Below are 18,209 nucleotides of genomic sequence, written 5' to 3'. Positions count from 1 at the left end.
CCCCGCTTCCCCGCCTCCCTCCCCGACTCGTCAGATTCGCCCCGGAGACTCTCCATGCGAAGAACACGCCTCAGGCCGCCCCTTCTCGCGGTGGCGCTCGTGGCCGTCCTGGCCACGTCGACCGGCTGCCTCTCCGCGCGCGGCGCCGGCGGCTCCGCCACCGACACCGTCAATGCCGGCATCGGCAGCGACCCCTCCACCTTCGATCCCGCCCTCGGCGCCGCCAGCGACGACTACTTCGTGGACCGGCTCTTCTACGACACCCTCACCCGCCGCGACAGCGACGGGCTCACCGGCGGGCTGGCCACCGGCTGGAAGGCAGTCTCCGCCTCGGAGTTCGTCTTCACCATCCGCTCCGGCGCCACATGCTCCGACGGCACCCCCATCACCCCGACCGTCGTCGCCGACTCCCTCACCCGCTTCGCCGACCCCGAGACCGCCTCCCCGGGCCGCACCCTCGCCATGGGCGGCGGGAAGGCCACCGTCACCGCCGATGACGACGCGGACACCGTCACCGTCGAACTCACCGAGGACTGGGCCGACCTGCCCACCGGGCTCTCACTGCCGCAGACCGGCATCGTCTGTCCGGCAGGCCTCGCCGACCCCGAAGGCCTGGCCGCGGGCAAGGTCAAGGGTGCGTTCTCGGGCCCGTACACCCTCGCCCGGGCCACCCCCGCCGTGCGATATGAACTGACGCTGCGTCAGGACTACGATGCCTGGCCCCGCTTCTCCGAACCTCTCAAGGGCACCGCCCCCGCCACTTTGGTGCTCACGCCCTTCGGCGACCAGTCCACGAAGGCCACCCAGTTGCTCTCCGGCGCGCTCGATGTCGCCAGCTTCTCCGACGAGAGCATGGTCCGGTTCGAGAACAACGACTCCTTCTCGCTCGACCTGGTCAACCAGATCGGCGCCTACCTGCTGTTCAACGAGCGCAAGGGCTCGGTCTTCGCCGGCCGCCCCGGCCTGCGGCGCGCCGTCGCCCAGGCCGTGGACCCCGATGCGTTCACCCAGGTGGCCACCAACGGCCGCGGTCAGGTCCTCAGGTCCGTCGGCTCCGCCGAGCTGCCGTGCGTCAACACCGATACCTCGCTGCTCCCCGGCTACGACCCCGACGCCGCGGGCAAGGTCCTCGACGGCGTCACCATCCGCCTCGTCGGCACCAACCAACTCGAACAGGGCAACGAGTACATCGCCGAAGTGCTGCGCAACGCCGGCGCCGACGTCAAGCTGCGCAACCTCGACAACGCGCAGTGGTCCGAGGTCACCAGCACCGGTGGCAACGGCTGGGACGTCACGATCCAGGGCGACCTCAATGTCGTCGGCACCCTCCCCTCCTCCCTGCTGCGCGTCATGGGCCCGGCCACCGAGGACGGGGGGCGCAACAAGACCGGCGCCGTCGACGAGAAGGGCTACGCCGCCCTCCAGCAGGCGATGAGCACCACCGCCGCCGACAAGCGCTGCCAGGCACTGCAACGGGCCCAGGAGTCCTTCCTCGAGCGGGTGGACGCCGCCCCGCTCGCCGGCCTCGCCGAAGCCGCCGTCAGCGCCGACAGTGTCTCGATCCGCACCCTCGGCGACTACATCGATCCCGCGACGATCCGCATCACCGGCTGACACGGAGCCCCGCGCCATGACCACCACCACGTCCGCCCCACCACCGGCCGCACCGGTCCCCGCACCCGCGGCCCGCCGCACCGTCCCCACGGGCCGCCGGCCCTGGCCGGCCTTCGCCCTCCGCCGCCTCATCGGTCTGGCCGCGGTCTTCCTCGTACTGCTCGTGCTGTCGTTCCTCATCGTGCAGCTCATCCCCGGCGACCCGGCGGTGGCCCTCGCCGGCCCCGACGCCACCCGCGAGGACATCGCGGCCCTCCACTCCCAACTCGGCCTGGACCGCCCCGTTCTCACCCAGTTCCTCGACTACGCCGGCGGAGTCCTGACCGGCGACCTCGGCGACTCCTTCCAGTACCGCCAGCCGGTCGAGACCATCATCGGGAACCGTCTGCCGTTCACCGCGCTCGTCTCCCTCTACGCCATCCTCGTCGTCCTGATCGTCGCCGTCCCGCTCGGCATGGCCGTGGCCATCGCCACGCGCGGCGGTCGCCGCCGGTGGCTGGACACCGCCTTCGGCGCTCTCACCGGCTTCCTCGACTCCGTGCCGGGCTACATCATGGCGACCTTCCTCGTCGTCCTCTTCGCGACCGGCATCGGCGTCGTCCCGCTCCTCCCGCCCGCCTACTCCCCGGGCGACCCCAACCTCTCCCTCCTCCTTCCCATCGCCGCTCTGGCCGTCGGCCCCGCCTGCACCGTCTCCCGTGTCGTGCGCCGCGAGACCGCGGTCGTCCTGGAGAACGACTACATGCGCACCGCGCGCGGCTGGCGCCTGAAGCCCGCCGCCCTCCACCTGAAGTACGCGCTGCCCAACCTGCTGACCACCACGCTCACCCTCAGCGGCCTGGTCCTCTCCGGCATGCTCGGCGGCGCGCTGATCATCGAGAGCGTGTTCGCGCTGCCCGGCCTCGGGTCCGGCATCATCAAGGCGATCCTCGACCGCGACTACCCCGTCATCCAGGGCATGGTCCTGGTCATCGGCATGATCGCCGCCCTCGTCAACCTCGTCGTCGATGTGCTGCTCGCGCTCGTCGACTCCCGCAATCTCGGAGGCGCTCATGGCGACTGAGAGCGTCACCACCACCCCGGCCGCCCCCGCTGTGCCGCCGCTCGCGGCCGGGACACCCCGGCGCTTCAACTGGACGCCCGGCCTCGTCATCGGACTGGCCCTGATGGCCGCGATCGTCGCGACCGGCTTCCTCGCCCCGTTGCTGCTCGACGAGCGCGCCACCGCCCTCGGTGACAGTGCCGCCCAGCCGTCGGCCGCCCACTGGTTCGGCACCGACGCCTCCGGCCACGACATGCTCGCCCGCAGCCTTGTCGCCACCGGGCTCACCCTGCTGATGACCCTCGGCGCGGCCGCCGTCTCCGTATTCGGCGGCATCCTCATCGGCACGGCGGTGTGGCTTGCCCCGAGGCGGCTGCGCACCCTCGGACTGCGTTCCATCGACGCCCTCGTCGCCTTTCCCGCCCTGCTCCTGGCGCTGGTCGTTGCCGCCATCCTCGAACCGGGCACCGGATCGGCCGTCACCGCCATCGGCCTGGCCGGCGTCCCCCACTTCGCCCGCCTGACCGCGAACCTCGCCGCCCAGATCTCCCGCCGCGACTTCGTCACCACCGCCCGCCTCATGGGCGTACCCGGGCACCGCATCGCCACCCGGCACATGCTCCCCAACATGGCCGAGCCGCTGCTCGTTCTCGCCGCCTCCGCCTTCGCCCAGGCGCTCACCGCGCTCTCCGCGCTGTCCTTCGTCGGTCTCGGCGTCCAGTCGCCCGACTACGACTACGGCAAGCTGCTCAACGAGGCCCTGCCGTCCCTGCTGGCCGGCCGCCCCTGGCAGATGGTGGGCCCGACCCTGCTCATCGTGCTCACGGGCGTCGCCGCCACCCTCATCGGCGACGGCCTCGCCGCGGCCGCCGACCCCCGCACCGGTTCCCGTGGCCGCGCGGCGGCGCTGCTCCGTTCCGATGCCTCGGGCGCCGGCTCGGCGGGCGCGCGGGGTGCCACAGCGGACGCCAAGGCCAAGCACTCCGCTGCCGACGCCGAGACCGCCGAGACCGCCGAGACCGCCGAGAACAAGGACGTCACAGCGGACGCCGAGGTGCAGGGCGCGGCGGCAGATACCGGGGCCAAGGACGCCACGGCTCTCGTCGAACTCGACGATCTCGTCATCACCGACGCCGTCGGCCACACCCTTGTCGATCACGTCTCCCTGCGCATCGCGCCCGGCGAGATCGTGGGCCTCGTCGGCGAGTCCGGCTCCGGCAAGTCCCTCACCGCCATGGCCCTGGCCCGCCTGCTGCCCGAAGGGCTCACCGCCCGGCCCGCCCGCATGCGCCTCGGCGACCTCGACCTTCTCGGCCGCATGGCACCCCGGGACCTCGCCCTCGCGATGGGCCTCGTCTACCAGGACCCCGGCACCACCTTCAATCCCGCGCTCCGGCTGGGCACCCAGCTCACCGAGGTCCTCCGTACCCACGCCCGCGCCGGCCGCGCCGAGGCCCGCACCCGCATCCTCGACGCCCTGCGCGCGGTGCGAATGACCCAGCCCGAACTCCGTCTCCGCCAGCACCCTCACGAGCTCTCCGGCGGCATGCGCCAGCGCGCGATGATCGCCTCGGCGATCGCCACCACGCCCAGGCTGCTCATCGCCGACGAGCCCACCACCGCGCTCGACGTCACCGTGCAGGCCGAGATCCTGCGCGAACTCGTGCGCATCAACCGCGAGTTCGGCACCGCCATCCTCTTCATCTCCCATGACCTGGCTGTCGTACGGGCGCTGTGCGACCGCGTACTGGTGATGAACGGCGGCCGCATCGTCGAGGAGACCACGGCGGCGAACCTCACGGCCGAGTCCGCCCAACACCCCTACACCCGCAAGCTGGTGGCCGCGACGCCCACGGTCGCCGGCGCACCCACGGTCGCCGCCACACCTGCCCTCGGCGCCACACCTGCCGTCGCCGACGCCGCCACCGCCACCGCCGAGGAGTCCCGCCGATGACCGACATCCTCCTCCGCATCGAGAACCTCGACATCACATACGGCCATGGGCCCGCCGCCACCCACGCGGTACGCGACCTCAGCCTCACCCTCCCCCGGGGCCGCACGCTCGGCCTGGTGGGCGAGTCGGGCTCGGGCAAATCCACCCTCGCCAAAGCGATCGTCGGCGGCCTGCGCCCCCGGTCCGGCTCGATCACCATCGACGGCACCGACGTCGCCGGCGTCCGGGGCCGGGCCCGCACCACCCTCCGCCGCCGCGTCCAGCTCATCCCGCAGGACCCGTACTCCTCGCTCGACCCCCGCCGCACCGTCGGCGTGGCCCTCGCCGAGGCGCTCGACCCCCGGCGTGCCGCGGTGCGCAAGCATCGAGCCGTCATCGCCGAGTGGCTCGAACGGGTCCGCATGCCGGCCGACGCCATCGACCGCTACCCGCATGAGTTCTCCGGCGGCCAGCGCCAGCGCATCGCCGTCGCACGCGGCCTGATGATCCGGCCCAGCCTCGTCATCGCGGACGAGATCACCTCCGCCCTCGACGTCTCCGTCCAGGCCGAGATCCTCGCCCTTCTCGACGAGCTCCGGCACGAGCTCGACCTCACGATGGTCTTCATCTCCCACAACCTCGCCGTGGTACGGCAGGTCTCCGACGAGGTGGCCGTCGTCCACCACGGCGAGCTCGTCGAACACGGCCCGGCCTCCCGCGTCTACGCGTCGCCCGCAGCCCCCTACACCCGCACCCTGCTCGACGCCGACCCGGCCTCCCCGGGCTTCACCCTCGTCTGAGCCCCGTTCCACACCACCTGAATCACTTGAACCACCTGAAGGGAAACCGGACATCCTCATGCCCACCGAGCCGCTCCGTCTGACCAACGCCCGCCTCATCACCGGCAAGCCCGACGCCGCACCGATCCGCGACGCCGTGCTCGTCACCGACGCACAAGGGCGCATCACCTACGCGGGCGAAGCGGCCACCGCCCCGCCCTCCCCGGGCGCCCGCGAGATCGACCTGGCCGGACGCACCCTGCTGCCGGGCTTCATCGACACCCACGTCCACGTCAAGCTCAGCCTGCCCCAGGGTCCGTTCCACGCGCTCAAGACCGACCCCGCGTACGTCGCCTACGAGACCGCCGAGCGCCTGCGCGCCACCCTCGACGCCGGGGTCACCACCGCCCGTGACCTCGCCGGTGCCACGCGTGGGGTGCGGGACGCGCTCGCCCACGGCCTCATTGCCGGCCCTCGGCTGAAGATCGCCGTGAACGCCATCAGCCACACCGGCGGCCACGGCGACTTCCACCACTTCGACGGCGGCCATATGCACCTCCACGAGGGCGGCGCCCATCTCGCCGACACCCCGGACGAGGCGCGGCTCGCGACACGCAAGGCGATCCGTACCGGCGCGGACGTGATCAAGATCTGCACCACCGGCGGCATGGGCAGCCCTCACGACACCCCCGACGACGAGGGGCTGCGCGTGGAGGAGGTGCGGGCGGTGGTCGATGAGGCCGACCGCCACGGCGGCCGTCCGGTCGCCGCGCACGCCCAGGGGCTGGCCGGCATCCACGCCGCCATTCTCGGCGGCGTCACCAGCGTGGAGCACGGCTACGGCATCGACGACGAGGCCCTCGACCTCGCCGCCGAGCGCGGCGTCTTCCTCGTACCGACGCTCTCGACCGTCTTCACCGGCATCGACAAGGCGGCGATGCAGCCGTATCACTACGAGAAGAAGGTGCGCTGGTCGGGGATCACGAAGACCAACATCGCCCACGCCATCGAGCGCGGCGCCAAGATCGCCATGGGCACCGACGCCGGTGTCGTCCCGCACGGCCGCAACCTGCTGGAACTCGGCTATCTCGTCGAGCTCGGCATGTCCCCCGCCGACGCGCTCGTCGCCGGAACCGCCACGGCAGCCGAACTCCTGGGCCTAGAAGAGGAGTTGGGCACCCTGGAGACCGGCAAGCTCGCCGACTTCGTCGTCAGCGCCGTCGATCCCCTCACCGACATCGCGGGCCTCGGCGACCCGTCCAACATCGTCGTCGTCGCCCAGTCCGGCGTGATCCACAAGGATCTCCTCAGCCGCACCACACCCGCGGTCCCCACCGCACGCGAGGCAGTACCCGTCGCCTGACAATCGCCTCCGACATGCCGAGGTTGTTCAAAAACGCCGGTGGGATCCGAAAGCCGTCCACAGCTGTCCACGGCGTTCGGATCCCACCGGTGTTCCGGACACGGGCACGTCACGCCGTCGCTGTCCGTGCGGGCCTTTCGGGCTGCGTCTGCTCGGTGGCGGACTGTCGGCCCTGTTCGCGTTCGGCGCGTTCCCGCTCGACGCGTTCGTGTTCCTCGCGTTGCCGTGCGGCCTGTTCTCGGGTGACCACTTCGGTGGCGGCGCCGACGGCCACCGCCACCGGCCATCCGATGGCTCCGGCAGCGGTCATGCCGCCGAGGACGCCGTAGAAGGCCAGCTTGCGTGGCGACGGAAGCAGTGAGGTGGCCGCGGACGTCGCCGTGGAAGTGGCCGTGCGGACGTTGGAGAACATGTCGCCCGGGGTCACGTAGGGGATGGGGACCTTGGCGTGCGCGGTGTGCATGTGCACCACTTTGCCGCCCGTCCGCCTCCCCTGGGCGCGGCCCTCTTCGGCCTGGGCCTCGGCAGGTTGCTGTTCTTGCTGGGACTGTGGCTCGACGTGTGGGGGAATCATCTCCGCCCTCCTTTGCTGGAAAGCGTGAGTCGATAGTCTCCCCGAAGCGGCTTCCATCCATATGCGCCACTAAACCGCCAAACCGGATAAATCTATTTGGTGGTTCATTTGGTGGTTCAGGGGCGGCTCGAGCGCCGCGGTCAGGCGGGGGCGGCCACCGGACGCGCGCCCGCGGCGAACGACTTCCAGAGCTGCATGAACAGACGTATCAGGGCGGCCTCGAGCAGGGCGACCGCGACCTGGGTGACGATCGTGGTGAGGATGTGCGGCATGACGAGCCGCCTTTCGTGTGGATCGTGCTGGGTACGACTCCTTTGTGCGGTCTCATGTCATCCGGAAGACTGCACCAGGGTGGCCTGCGCGTGAACTTTCCCTTGCGGGCACGCCGCGCCGCCCGCTCCTCGCCCCGTCCGCGTGAGCACACCGGCCGCCCCCTGCGCCGCGGCGGGCACCAGAACCGACCCTGCCGCCGACGCCAGCGCGATCGTCCAGCCCGCGGGGCCCAGGGGCCGGCTGCCGAAGAAGTGGCTGAGCCCCGGCACGCTCACCACCGCACCCAGCACCACCAGTGACCCCACGGCGGCCGCGGCGACCACCGGATCGCGGCCGGCGTCCTGCAGGGTCTGGAGCAACTGGGACGCGACCAGGGCGACCAGGGCGACGGTGTCGGCGTGCGCTCGGGTGCCGGTCGCCCGGGCGGCGATCCAGGCGACGGTGGCCGCCGCCGTGGTCACGGCGGCACGCAGCCGGATGTGCCGCATCAAGGCTTTGCCGAGGGAGGCCTCCGGCCCCTCCGCGAGCAACCGGTCGGTCTTGTCGGCGGGCGGGCGGGCGGCGATGGCCATGGCAGGCAGCATGTCGGTGAGCAGGTTGACCAGCAGGAGCTGGCGTGCGTTCAGCGCGCTGCGCCCGGTGAGCAGCGTGGTCGCCAGGGTGAAGATGATCTCCCCCAGGTTGCCGCCGAGCAGGATGCCCAGCGCCTTACGGACCGAGGCCCACATAGCCCGGCCCTCGACGAAGGCGTCGACGATGGTCTCGATGCGGTCGTCGGTGACCACCACGTCGGCGGCGGCGCGGGCCGCGGGAGTGGCCCGGGAGCCGAGGGCGATGCCGACGTCGGCGATCCGGATGGCGGGCGCGTCGTTGGCGCCGTCGCCGGTGACGGCGACGATCCGGCCGGCCGAGCGCAGCGCGGTGACGATGCGGACCTTGTGCGCCGGCGTGACCCGGGCGAACACCGTGATGTCCGGCAGCGTGCGGGCGAGCGCCGGGTCGTCCAGGGAGTCCAGCTCCGCCCCGGTCATCAACCGCGGCTCCTCGTGCGGCCGCAGTTCCCGGGCGATCGCGGCGGCGGTGCTGGGATGGTCCCCGGTGAGCATGACGATACGTACCCCTGCCCTGGACAGCCGGTCCACGCTCTCGGCCGCTGTGGACCGCACCGGGTCCGCGAGGCCCAGCAGGCCCAGCAGGCTCAGCTCGCCGACGTCCTCGTCATCGAGCGACTCCGGCGATACGGGTGCCTCGGACGCCCCCGTGGGCAGGACGCGTTCAGCGACCGCGAGGACCCGAAGACCGAGCCGGGCCAGCCGGTCGATCTCCGCTTCCATTTCCTCCCGTACCCGGTCGTCGAAGGGCTCGGGGGCGTCGTCCCGGCGGATGCTGACGCAGCGGGCCAGTACGACCTCCGGTGCGCCCTTGACGACGATCCGCGTCTCGGAGTCGGACCGCCCCAGCACGGCGTGGTAGCCGCGCCCCGGCTCGAACGGCAGCTCCGCAAGGCCCTGCCAGGAGTCCGCACCGAGCCCGGCGGCCCGGGCGGGGGTGGCACCGAGCAGCTCGGCGCCGGCCGCGATGGCACGGTCGGTGGGGTGCGCGAGGGTCGCGGCCTGCCCCGGTGGACCCGCCAGGGCGGCCGTGGCGACGATCCGGCGTAGCGCCAGGGTGAGCCGGTCGGGCGGACGTTCCTCCCGGGCGTCGGAGACCTGCTGGAGACTGATCCGGCCCTCGGTGAGCGTGCCCGTCTTGTCGAAGCACAGCACATCGGTACGGCCCAGCGCCTCGATGGTGGAGGCGCTGCGTACGAGGGTGTCGCGGGTGGACAGCCGACGGGCCGCGGCCAGCTCCGCGACCGTGGCGACGAAGGGCAGCCCCTCGGGCACGGCCGCCACGCACAGGCTGACCGCGGACCCCAGGGCGGCGCCCAGGGGCCGCCTGCGCAGCAGGTCCACAGCGAAGAGGACGACGCCCGCGGCGACGGACAGCGGCAGGAACCAGCGGCCCAGCGCCTTCAGCCGCCGCTCCACACCGCTCTCCGGCGGCCCGCCCTCGGGGCCCGCGTCCGCCGCGCTGCCCGCCTCGGTGGCCGTGCCGGTGGCGACGACCACGGCCAGCGCCTCGCCGGCCGCCACCGTCGTCCCCTGATAGAGCATGGACGTACGGTCCGCGACCGTCCGGGCCGCGGTCGGCGCGGCGCTCTTCACGACGGGCAGCGACTCGCCGGTGAGGCTGGACTCGTCGACCTCCAGGCCCTGCGCCCGCACCACCCGGCAGTCCGCCGGGACCGCGTCCCCGGCCCGCAGCTCGATCGCGTCGCCGCGCACCAGATGCTCGCCGGCCGCCGCCACCGCCTCCGTCCGGCCGGGCCGACGCACCCGCACTCGCGCCGAGGTCGCCTCGACCAGCCGATCCGCCGCCTGGTCCGCCTTCTGCCGCTGCACCCCGCCGACCAGCGCGTCGACGCCGAGCACACCGCCGATGAGCACGGCGTCCAGCACGGAACCGAGCGCCGCCGAGATGCCGCCGCCGATCGCAAGGATGGGCGTGAGCGGATTGGCCAGCTCCTCGGCGATCCTGCCGATCAGGGTGACGGCACCGTCGTGCCGGTCGCGGCCCGTGAACTGCCGGCGCCGCGCGGCCTCGGCCTCGTCCAGTCCCCGGGACGAGGTGCCGAGCCGCGCCATCATCTGACGTACCGTCATGGCATGCCAGGGCGTACGCTCCGCGGCGGCCGGGGTCGGGCGCCTGTGCAGCCGCCATCCCGCCCAGAAGCCCGCCGCGATTCCGGCGATGGTCACCCCGTCGGTCACCAGGCGGGCCCGCACCCAGGCACGTGGGCGGGGCACCAGGAGAGCGAGGCCCGAGCCCGCCACTGCGCCGGCGCCCTCCAGACGGGTGCAGAGCCGGCTGATCCGCCGCCCCTCGGGCAGAGCGGTCAGCAGGAGGTGGACGACGTCGGGCGGGGCGGCGACATCGGCGTCCCACGGCACATGGCGGGGCCCGGGGATCACTCCGATGCCCAGGTCCGCGCGGACGAGGGCGCGCCGGGTCCGGGCCGAGACGACGGCGACACCGTGGCCCTGCGACTGGAGCGAGCGGACCAGGGCAGCGGTGCGCCGGTGACCCGTGCGCGCGGCCTCGCGGAGCCCGAACCGGCGGTGCAGCCCCGGCGGGCCGCCCACCAGCCGCACTTGGCCGCACTCCCGCGCCGCGCGCACCAAGTGGTGGGCGAGCGGATGCAGTTGTGGCACCAAGGCGGCCACGGCCACCGGCGTGCCCTCCCGCAGGACGAGCATGACCTGCGCACCCTCCTCGGCCCACTGCCGAGCGAGCGCGGCCGGCTCCGCAGCTGCGACGGCGCCGGCCGGAGCGGCGTCCGTACCGGTGAAAGGCCGCAGCTCCCAGCCTTCCTGCCGTTGCGGCGGTACCGGGCCGACGCCGTGCCGGGGCCGCCACCGGGACGGGCCGTCCGACTCGATCAGCTCGTGGATCCGTGCGTGAAGCTCGTCGTCGTCCGGACCTTCCGGACCGTGCTGCTTCGGAACGCCGCTTTCCTGGCCACCCTCCTGAGGGCCTCCGTCCGGGCCACCGCCCTCCGGACCGTGGCCGTCCGGCCGGACCGGCTCCGGGGTGCCGGGCGGCGCCAGGCGCACCACACCCTCGACCGTCCAGCCGCCGGTGGCCAGCACCCTGGCGTCGAGGATCACCGTGTCGATCCGGTCCAGGCGGCGCAGCGCCTCCGGCCGCAGCACCAGTGCCCCGCGGTCGGAGACCGCCCGTGCCACCGAGGACGCGAACGCCTCCCGGCCGAACCGCGGGCCCCGCGGCGTCCCCGCGATCAGCAGCGCCAGCGCACGGTCATGGCTGAGCGCGCCGACCGCCGTCAGCCCGTACGCCGCGAGGGACACCGGAGCCGCCACGTTCGCATACCGGTCGCCCGGCCCCGGCGGCAGCGGGGCGGGCCGCTCGTAGCCCGGCACCGCGTCGTGTCGGTACGTCCCCTCGTGCACGGCCATCCTGCGCGCCCAGTCCCCCCACGCCCCGCGCCGGGCCCGTACCTCCGCGTACCGGGCCGCGGCCAGCACAGCGGCCACCGTGGCGCCGAGCGGCCGGAACGTCAGTGTCGTCACCAGCAGGTTGGCCACGGCGAAGCCCTGCTCCGTGGCCGTCTCGCCGATCCGGCGGGCGATGCCCTCGCGCAGCGGCGGCGCGGCCTCCACGAGCTGGATCGCCGAGATCACCACCGGTGGCAGGCCCCGCAGCCCGACCGCGTTGCCCACCGACGCCACCCCCACCGACACCAGGCCCGCACCCAGCCGGACGGCCGCCCCGACGGCGGCGCCCGAAGCGCTGGGAAACCCGATCGGGCTCCGTGCCCGCTGGCCCTCCCCCGCCCGCCGGGCATCCTCACCCCTCGCCTCGTCGGCGGCGGTGTCCGCCGCGGCGACGAGGCCGGTGACGCGCTCCAGGTCGGTCTCGGGCCCGCAGCCGACGTACACGCAGCCCAGCGTGCCGTTCACCTCGGCACGGCTCACCCCCGGCACCCGGCGCAGCGCGGCCTCCGCCTCGCGTGCCGCGCGTGCCGTCCCGGGCCGCCCCAGGCGCCGGACCTCGATCTGCACGCCTCCGTGGGTCTGCCAGAGCCGGGGCGTCGAGGGACGCAGCAGGGGCCCGACTGCCGGCAGCGCGGCCGGTACCGCGGTCAGCGCCTCCGCGGCCGAGCGGATCGTGGAGGACACCGCCGAGGGCAGTACGGCCGCGGATTGTACGGATCTGGAGAGCGCGGAGGAGAGCACTGGCAGGATCACGCGGTCTCCACATCGGCCGGCGGCGGGCGTGGGCGGCGCCCCGGAGGACGACACGGATTCCGTCAGTATGGGCACGCCCCGGTACCTCTCGCCCAGCGCAGGCCCGCCGGACGAGTGGATGGCCGGGGCGGGGAGTCAAAGGAGTGAGAGAAGTGAGAGGAATGAGAGGAGTCAGGCGGGATCATCGTCGGCGCCCGGGCCGCGCAGCCTCACCGTCGGCCTTGCGGTCCGCCTCGTACAGTGCCGTGGCCTCCAGTGCCATGGCCTTGGGCTCCGGCGTCGATGTTCGCGGGATGATGACGCGCAGGTTGGGCGCCCGACCCTAAGGCATGTCGGTCCGGGTGGATGCGGAGAGTCAGGGTGGTCCTGTCCTCGGCGACGCGATCGGTGGCGAAGGCGGCACTGAGTACGGCGGCCACGCGGTCGACGGCGTCGACGTCACCGAGGATCGTGATCGTGGCCGGGCCGGAGCCGGAGGGCGCGAGCGGTGCTGCGCCGGTGGGGAAACGCCTGCCCGCTGTTTCGACGCTGAACGACCGGTCGGCCGGAGCGGGGCCTGCCGCCTCGGCGGCGTCGGGGGTCTCGAGCGTTTCGAGCGTTTCGAATGTGCGGGTGATCGCGGTCTTCACCGTGTCCCTGGCCGGCGCACTCCCGTCGACAATGCGGACCTGGACGACGGTGGACCAGGACGACGTGCTCATCACGAGCCACTCCTCCCAGGCGGGCGGAGCAGGCCAAAGGCTCGCGCCCGCCCGCCGTACCGGCCTGCCTTCGAGGCGCGGTGTCAGCCGAGCCGCGTGCGCATCAGCTGCTTGCCCATCTCGGCGCCCTTTCGGCTGTCGGCCTGGGCCTTGCGGAACAGCTCCACGAGTTCGGTGTCGTTGTCGCGTTCCGCGTCGCGGATGTAGGTCTCCAGCCGCAGAGCGTTGTCCAGGCACGACTCGACGTACCAGATCAGGTTGTAATTCTTGTCCTTCGTACCGGTGACTCCGCCGGTCTCGACGTTGGTGGTCATGAAGTTTCCTCCTTGGTGCGGTGCCGTGTATGTACGGACAGCCGACTCGGACGACCATCTCGGAGGGCGGTAACCCACTGCCGAGTAAAGGCGTTTGGGGTTGTACCGGAATCCGAGTTCCCCAAGGACGCTCCCGTACTCCGCCGACATGCAGTTGTTCCAGAGGTGAGCGGCGGCCAGGCAGGAGGCGGGACGAGCGCGGGGTCGGGGCGTGTGCCACCGCGGTCCTGGGAGGAGGCGACACGTAATCGCGGGTGACGGTCTGTCTCTACTTCGTGTCCTTGCTCTTGCCTGTGCCGAGGAAACAGGAAGTTCTCGAATGCCTCCAGCGCGAGCATCAGCACCATCATGAACACCGGTACGAGCAGGGCTATCAAGATCACGGAGCCTCCCGAAGGAAGTGCGACCGGGCTCTTCGACTGGATGGATCCCGCTCGATGCACTCGCGGGAAGTCAGCCGCTCAGGGTGCGCGTCTGCTGGTCACCTCGCAGCTACCTCCTGCGGGACCAGCTGGTCACCCTCAGTGTGGGGCCGAACGGAGTAACGCGCATGCCGAGGCTCCGCGCGACGGGGGCAGCCGGGACGGCGTGGGCTGCGCCCGAGGATGTGCTGCCCTTGCCATGGGCGGGAAATGCCGCAGTTTCGTGCCGAGTTGGACATGTGGCGGCATCGTGTCGGGGATGGGCCGGTGGTCCCGGTGGCGGCGGCGTACGAACGGCAGGGTTTCCGGGGAGCCGGTAGCGCTGCTGCACGGGCTGGGCTGCCACCGGCAGACATGGGATCCGGTCGTGCCGCTACTGAACGGGCAGCGGGAGATCATCGCGACGGACCTGCGGTGGCCCACTCGCTGGGCGGGCTGATCGCGCCGCGCCCGGGGCAGGCGGGGCGGCGGGCCAAGCGGGGCTGGCGCGCAGCGTGACCGGCCTGGCGCCGGCCGGCTTCCGGACCGGCGCCGAGCCGCGCTGTAAACCGCCCTGGGAACAGTGAGGTTCAGGCCCCAGGGCGGCTTGTCAGACATGTCCGGCTCCGCACGACTGTCATCACGCCGGGCGGGCCATCGGCCATCGGTTTCTCGGTTTCTCGGTTTCTCGGTCACGGGGCTCAGCACCCCGGGTCGGGATTACATGGGGACGCGTTGCTCGGCTGCGGAGATGACCGACTCCCGCTGTCGGTGACGCCGCTCGTACTCCATCACCTCACGTGCCAGACTGGCCGGTTCGCTCCGCAAGCGGCCCCCGATCTGCCCGGGCTCCATGGCGTCGTAGCCGGGCCAGGGTTCGCTGCTGCGCAGGCGCTCGATGGCGTCAAGGACGCCCTTGCGGTTGGCGTGAGCGCGCTCGTAGCCCTCCATCACCGTCAGATCCGACTGGGACAGCGGGCGCAACTGCCGCTGGATCTCGTCAATGGTGAGCTGGCTGAAACGGGCGATCGGCAGGTCTTCCTCACGTGTCACGGCGCCCTGGACTTCCTCGGCGATGCGGGTCGCCCGGGGCATCTCCCGCATCGTCCCCTCTGCCGCATCCTTGGCCTGCCGTCCCCCCGTCCGGGCGACGTCCCGCAGCCGGTCGGCGGCGGTCCGCATGGTGCGGGTGGCGGTGTCGACCAGGCCGCCCTCACTCCGGTCCGGATGGAACCCGTTGCTCGCGGCCGCCACGGACCGGGCCTGTGCGGCGACGTTGTCCTCCAGCGTGGCCAGCAGCTCCTGGTCCTGACGACGCAGCGCGGCGAGGAGGTCGGCGGTGGCCTGGTCCTGGAACTGCTCGGCGAGGACCTCGCCCGCCCGGGAGGTCGCCAGCGCACGGGCCGCCGTCGCGTACTCGTCCTCGGTGTTTCTCAGCAGCCGCCGCTCATCGGCCGGTCCCGGGCCGCGCAGCATCCCCGTCACGATCCTCTGCCCGATGGTCAGCGGCAGCATGGCCACCCGGACGGTGGTGCGGGCGGCGAAACCCGCCATGCCGACCGTGCCGCCGAGAAGGCCGCGGGGCCGCCGATCGCGTACGTGACGCTCGATGCGCTGAACGCTGTCCTGTACGTCGTCGAGTTGGCGCTCCAGCATCTGCCGGTACGGGCCGGGCGGCGTGACGGCCGCATCCGCCCGGAGCCGGTCGAGGACCGCGGTATGGGCCTGGCGGGCATCCTCCAGCGCCGGTGCCAACGTCTTGGTCATCACTGCCATGGGCTTGCTCCCTGAGTGGGGGATCGGGGGCGGCAGATCGCCGCGCAGGAGAAACGGCTGCCCGCGTGCCATCCCGGTGGCCGGGCAACCGGCACCATCCTGCGGGACCCGTATCAAGATCGCCCGCTGGAAAGACACTGAACAGACACCGGAAAGACCTCGTGCACGGCCTGCCGTGATGATGTGGGACCAAGGCTCAAGCCGACCCACGCATGGCGGCAGCACACGCGGTTCCTCCGTCCGGGTGAACCCCCGGCCCTTTCCGGCCGCCCACGCCTCATCCGTCCACCCCGGCCGAACGGATGAGGCGCCGCCCCGTGCGATGGACGAGACCGCCCCCGCCGTCGTCACCGACGCACTCGGAACGTGATTCGGGGGGGCTCACGCCTTGTCGTGCAGCGTGATGGCCGCGGCCGGGCACACGGCCGCCGCCTCCCGCACGGTGACGTCCAGCTCCTCGGCGGGCTCGGTGTCGAGGAGGACGACGATGCCGTCCTCGTCCCGCTGGTCGAACACCTCGGGTGCGATCAGTACGCATTGGCCGGCGCCGCAGCACTTGTTCTGGTCCACGCTGACCTTCACGGTCGTTCCTTTCCTTTCCGGAAGCGTGGCTCACCACCGCACAGGCACGGTGCGCAGCCCGCCGACGAGCAGACCTTCGATGCGCTGGAGTTCCTCGACGGGGACGGCCAGGTGAAGGGCGGGCAGTTTGCGGAGCAGGACTTCGAGGGCGACCTGGAGTTCGGTGCGGGCGAGGGCCTGCCCCAGGCAGGAGTGCGGTCCGGCGCCGAAGGTCAGGTGCGGGTTCGGAGACCGGGTGAGCACCATCTCGTCCGCGTCGGCGAAGGCCCGCTCGTCGCGGTTGGCGGCGGCCATGCCGCACACGACGGTGGTGCCGCCCGGCAGTACCTCGTCACCGACCTCGATGGCCTCGGTGAGGTAGCGCCGCAGTCCGAAGCCGAGGTTGGCGTCGAGACGCAGGGCCTCCTCGACCGTGGTCCGCACCAGGGAAGGGTCGTCCAGCAGCCGCTCCCACCGGCTGCGGTCGGCCAGGAGCATGGCGGCCATCTTGCCGATCATGTTGGCGGTGGTCTCGTGTCCGGCGACCAGCAGCCCCATGGCAGTGCTGAGCAGCAAGGCGTCGGACATCCCCTCGTCCTCCGCCTCGCTCTCCCTGATCAGCATGCTGATCAGGTCCTCGCCAGGTTCGGCGCGCGTCGCCGCGATGTGCGCGGACATGTACTCGACGAACTCGGCCTGCGACGCCGCGCTCTGCTCACCCGAGAAGCGGCTCACGTTCAAAAACGCGTCCGACCAGTGCGAGAAGCGGTCTCGGTCGGCGGCGGGGACGCCCAGGATGTCGCAGATGACGTACACGGGCAGAGGGAAGCCGAGGGACGCCTTGAGGTCACCGGGCTGTCCCTGCGCGACCATGTCGTCGACGAGGCCTTCCGCGGTCCTCACCATGCCCGGTCGCAGCTGCGCCATCCGTTTGGCGGTGAAGTACTTGCCCACCTGGCGCCGCCAACGACGGTGCGGTTCACCGTTGTCGGGGATGGCCAGTGCGCTGTCGCCGTCGGCGGCCGGGCCGCCCGCACCCTCGGGGGCGATGCGGGCGGCGTCCTCGTCGGCCGCGGTCGGGCGGGCGAATCGGGGGTCGGCGAGGATCGCCTTGACGTCGTCGTAGCGCGACAGGAACTTCGCCTTGTCCCCGCTGGGAAGTGCGACGTCGGCCACCGGGCACCGCCGACGCAGCTGTTCCCATTCGGCGGGCGGCTCCAGGGGGTTGGCAGTGGGAAGCGGCAGTTGGAGGACCTGATCGTTGTCAGCCATCCGGCATCTCCTTGTGGGGGGAATCGACGGCGCTCTCTCCCCGGGAGTGCACGCGGCAGGGCCGAACACCGACGGTCGGCGGGCACGCGCACGACGGTTGCGGCCGTATCGCGGCCCGGTGCCACCGGAATCCGAGCCGGCAGACCGGTCTGCCCGAGCGCGGGAGCGTCACGGCTCTGCACGCTATAGGCGTCGTGCATCGTGCATCAAGAGTGCATGATGCACGAGTCCTGCATGGCGCATTCCGGCCCTAGGGTGGGCGACATCGTCGTACGGAGATGAAGGAGACCGGCGTGGACGCCCGAGACGCGGGGCAGCGCATCGAGCAGGAGTTGCTGATCCTGACGCGGCACCGGGAGATGACGGCGCCCCGTGGCGCCCGCGGCGGCGACGCCCTGGACCGCAGCGCGTACGTACTGCTCAGCAGGCTCGAGGCGCAGGGCCCGATGTCCATCCCGGACTTCGTCGAGGCGTTCGGGCTCGCCCCGTCCACGTTCACCCGGCAGACCTCCGCCCTGTTCCGGAAGGGCTTGGTGGAGCGGACGCTCGACCCGGAGGGCGGGGTGGCTCGCAAGTACCGCATCACCGAGGAGGGCTCGAAGCGCCTCAGCGAGCAGCGTGAGCACATCGTCGCCGGCGTGGCCGACGTCGTCGCCGGCTGGCCGCCCGAGCGCCTGCAGCGCTTCATCGACGACCTGAAGCAGTTCAACACCGACATCGAACGCCTCACCGGCCGCCCCTGGCCCCGCCCGTAGCCACGCAGCTCCCACGGTGCGACCGGTTCGGAGGCTCTCG

The 18,209-nt window shown here is 72.3% G+C and carries 15 protein-coding genes; 7 read left to right on the top strand and 8 right to left on the bottom strand.

Annotated features, from left to right (window positions below):
- The first annotated feature begins 54 nt into the window (after positions 1–54).
- The 5 genes from G5C60_RS03610 to G5C60_RS03590 are packed head-to-tail and all read left to right on the top strand — an operon-like array spanning position 55 to position 6,731.
- On the top strand, positions 55–1,614 hold the full coding sequence (locus G5C60_RS03610; protein ID WP_165254686.1) for an ABC transporter substrate-binding protein: 1,560 nt from the start codon (positions 55–57) through the stop codon (positions 1,612–1,614).
- Positions 1,615–1,630: 16 nt separating this feature from the next.
- Positions 1,631–2,677: an ABC transporter permease gene (locus tag G5C60_RS03605; RefSeq protein WP_165254685.1), complete on the top strand. Its 1,047-nt coding sequence runs from the start codon at positions 1,631–1,633 to the stop codon at positions 2,675–2,677.
- Complete coding sequence (locus tag G5C60_RS50935; protein ID WP_206439051.1) at positions 2,667–4,610, top strand: dipeptide/oligopeptide/nickel ABC transporter permease/ATP-binding protein; 1,944 nt, start codon at positions 2,667–2,669, stop codon at positions 4,608–4,610. Before G5C60_RS03605 ends, G5C60_RS50935 begins: the two co-directional genes overlap by 11 nt.
- Positions 4,607–5,389: an ABC transporter ATP-binding protein gene (locus G5C60_RS03595; RefSeq protein ID WP_165254684.1), complete on the top strand. Its 783-nt coding sequence runs from the start codon at positions 4,607–4,609 to the stop codon at positions 5,387–5,389. Before G5C60_RS50935 ends, G5C60_RS03595 begins: the two co-directional genes overlap by 4 nt.
- Positions 5,390–5,447: 58 nt before the next feature.
- On the top strand, positions 5,448–6,731 hold the full coding sequence (locus G5C60_RS03590; protein ID WP_165254683.1) for a metal-dependent hydrolase family protein: 1,284 nt from the start codon (positions 5,448–5,450) through the stop codon (positions 6,729–6,731).
- Positions 6,732–6,840: 109 nt separating this feature from the next.
- Here the strand turns inward: G5C60_RS03590 and G5C60_RS03585 are convergent, their stop codons facing one another.
- From G5C60_RS03585 to G5C60_RS03570, 5 genes are all read right to left on the bottom strand, one after another.
- Positions 6,841–7,305, bottom strand: a complete 465-nt coding sequence (locus tag G5C60_RS03585; RefSeq protein WP_165254682.1) for a hypothetical protein — start codon at positions 7,303–7,305, stop codon at positions 6,841–6,843.
- 140 nt (positions 7,306–7,445) lie between these two features.
- Positions 7,446–7,577: a hypothetical protein gene (locus G5C60_RS52975; protein ID WP_277611010.1), complete on the bottom strand. Its 132-nt coding sequence runs from the start codon at positions 7,575–7,577 to the stop codon at positions 7,446–7,448.
- 57 nt (positions 7,578–7,634) lie between these two features.
- Positions 7,635–12,389 carry an HAD-IC family P-type ATPase gene (locus G5C60_RS03580; RefSeq protein WP_165254681.1) on the bottom strand — a complete coding sequence of 1,585 codons (4,755 nt, stop codon included), beginning with the start codon at positions 12,387–12,389 and terminating at the stop codon, positions 7,635–7,637.
- 209 nt (positions 12,390–12,598) lie between these two features.
- Positions 12,599–13,090 (bottom strand): hypothetical protein, encoded by a 492-nt coding sequence (locus G5C60_RS03575; protein ID WP_165254680.1) that lies wholly within the window; start codon positions 13,088–13,090, stop codon positions 12,599–12,601.
- A gap of 83 nt (positions 13,091–13,173) precedes the next feature.
- The gene (locus G5C60_RS03570) at positions 13,174–13,404 is read right to left on the bottom strand and encodes a hypothetical protein (RefSeq protein ID WP_165254679.1); all 231 of its coding nucleotides are present in this window, start codon (positions 13,402–13,404) and stop codon (positions 13,174–13,176) included.
- Between the two features lie 681 nt (positions 13,405–14,085).
- Between G5C60_RS03570 and G5C60_RS03565 the strand changes: the two genes are divergently transcribed.
- The gene (locus G5C60_RS03565; RefSeq protein ID WP_165254678.1) at positions 14,086–14,265 is read left to right on the top strand and encodes an alpha/beta fold hydrolase; all 180 of its coding nucleotides are present in this window, start codon (positions 14,086–14,088) and stop codon (positions 14,263–14,265) included.
- A gap of 260 nt (positions 14,266–14,525) precedes the next feature.
- On the opposite strand, the gene G5C60_RS03560 is transcribed toward G5C60_RS03565, so the two are convergent.
- The 3 genes from G5C60_RS03560 to G5C60_RS03550 all read right to left on the bottom strand — a co-directional run bounded on the left by G5C60_RS03560 (position 14,526) and on the right by G5C60_RS03550 (position 17,414).
- A complete protein-coding gene (locus tag G5C60_RS03560; RefSeq protein WP_165254677.1) occupies positions 14,526–15,581 on the bottom strand; it encodes a hypothetical protein in 1,056 nt (351 codons plus the stop codon).
- A 381-nt stretch (positions 15,582–15,962) separates the two neighbouring features.
- Positions 15,963–16,163, bottom strand: coding sequence for a 4Fe-4S domain-containing protein (locus G5C60_RS03555; RefSeq protein ID WP_165254676.1), 201 nt, complete (start codon positions 16,161–16,163; stop codon positions 15,963–15,965).
- Positions 16,164–16,193: 30 nt separating this feature from the next.
- The gene (locus G5C60_RS03550; RefSeq protein ID WP_165254675.1) at positions 16,194–17,414 is read right to left on the bottom strand and encodes a cytochrome P450; all 1,221 of its coding nucleotides are present in this window, start codon (positions 17,412–17,414) and stop codon (positions 16,194–16,196) included.
- A gap of 293 nt (positions 17,415–17,707) precedes the next feature.
- Between G5C60_RS03550 and G5C60_RS03545 the strand changes: the two genes are divergently transcribed.
- Positions 17,708–18,169 (top strand): MarR family transcriptional regulator, encoded by a 462-nt coding sequence (locus tag G5C60_RS03545; RefSeq protein ID WP_165254674.1) that lies wholly within the window; start codon positions 17,708–17,710, stop codon positions 18,167–18,169.
- Positions 18,170–18,209 lie beyond the last annotated feature (40 nt).

The organism is Streptomyces scabichelini, assembly GCF_011045015.1.
GTDB classification, from domain to species: Bacteria; Actinomycetota; Actinomycetes; order Streptomycetales; family Streptomycetaceae; genus Streptomyces; species Streptomyces scabichelini.
This window is presented reverse-complemented; position numbering and strand designations above follow the sequence as displayed.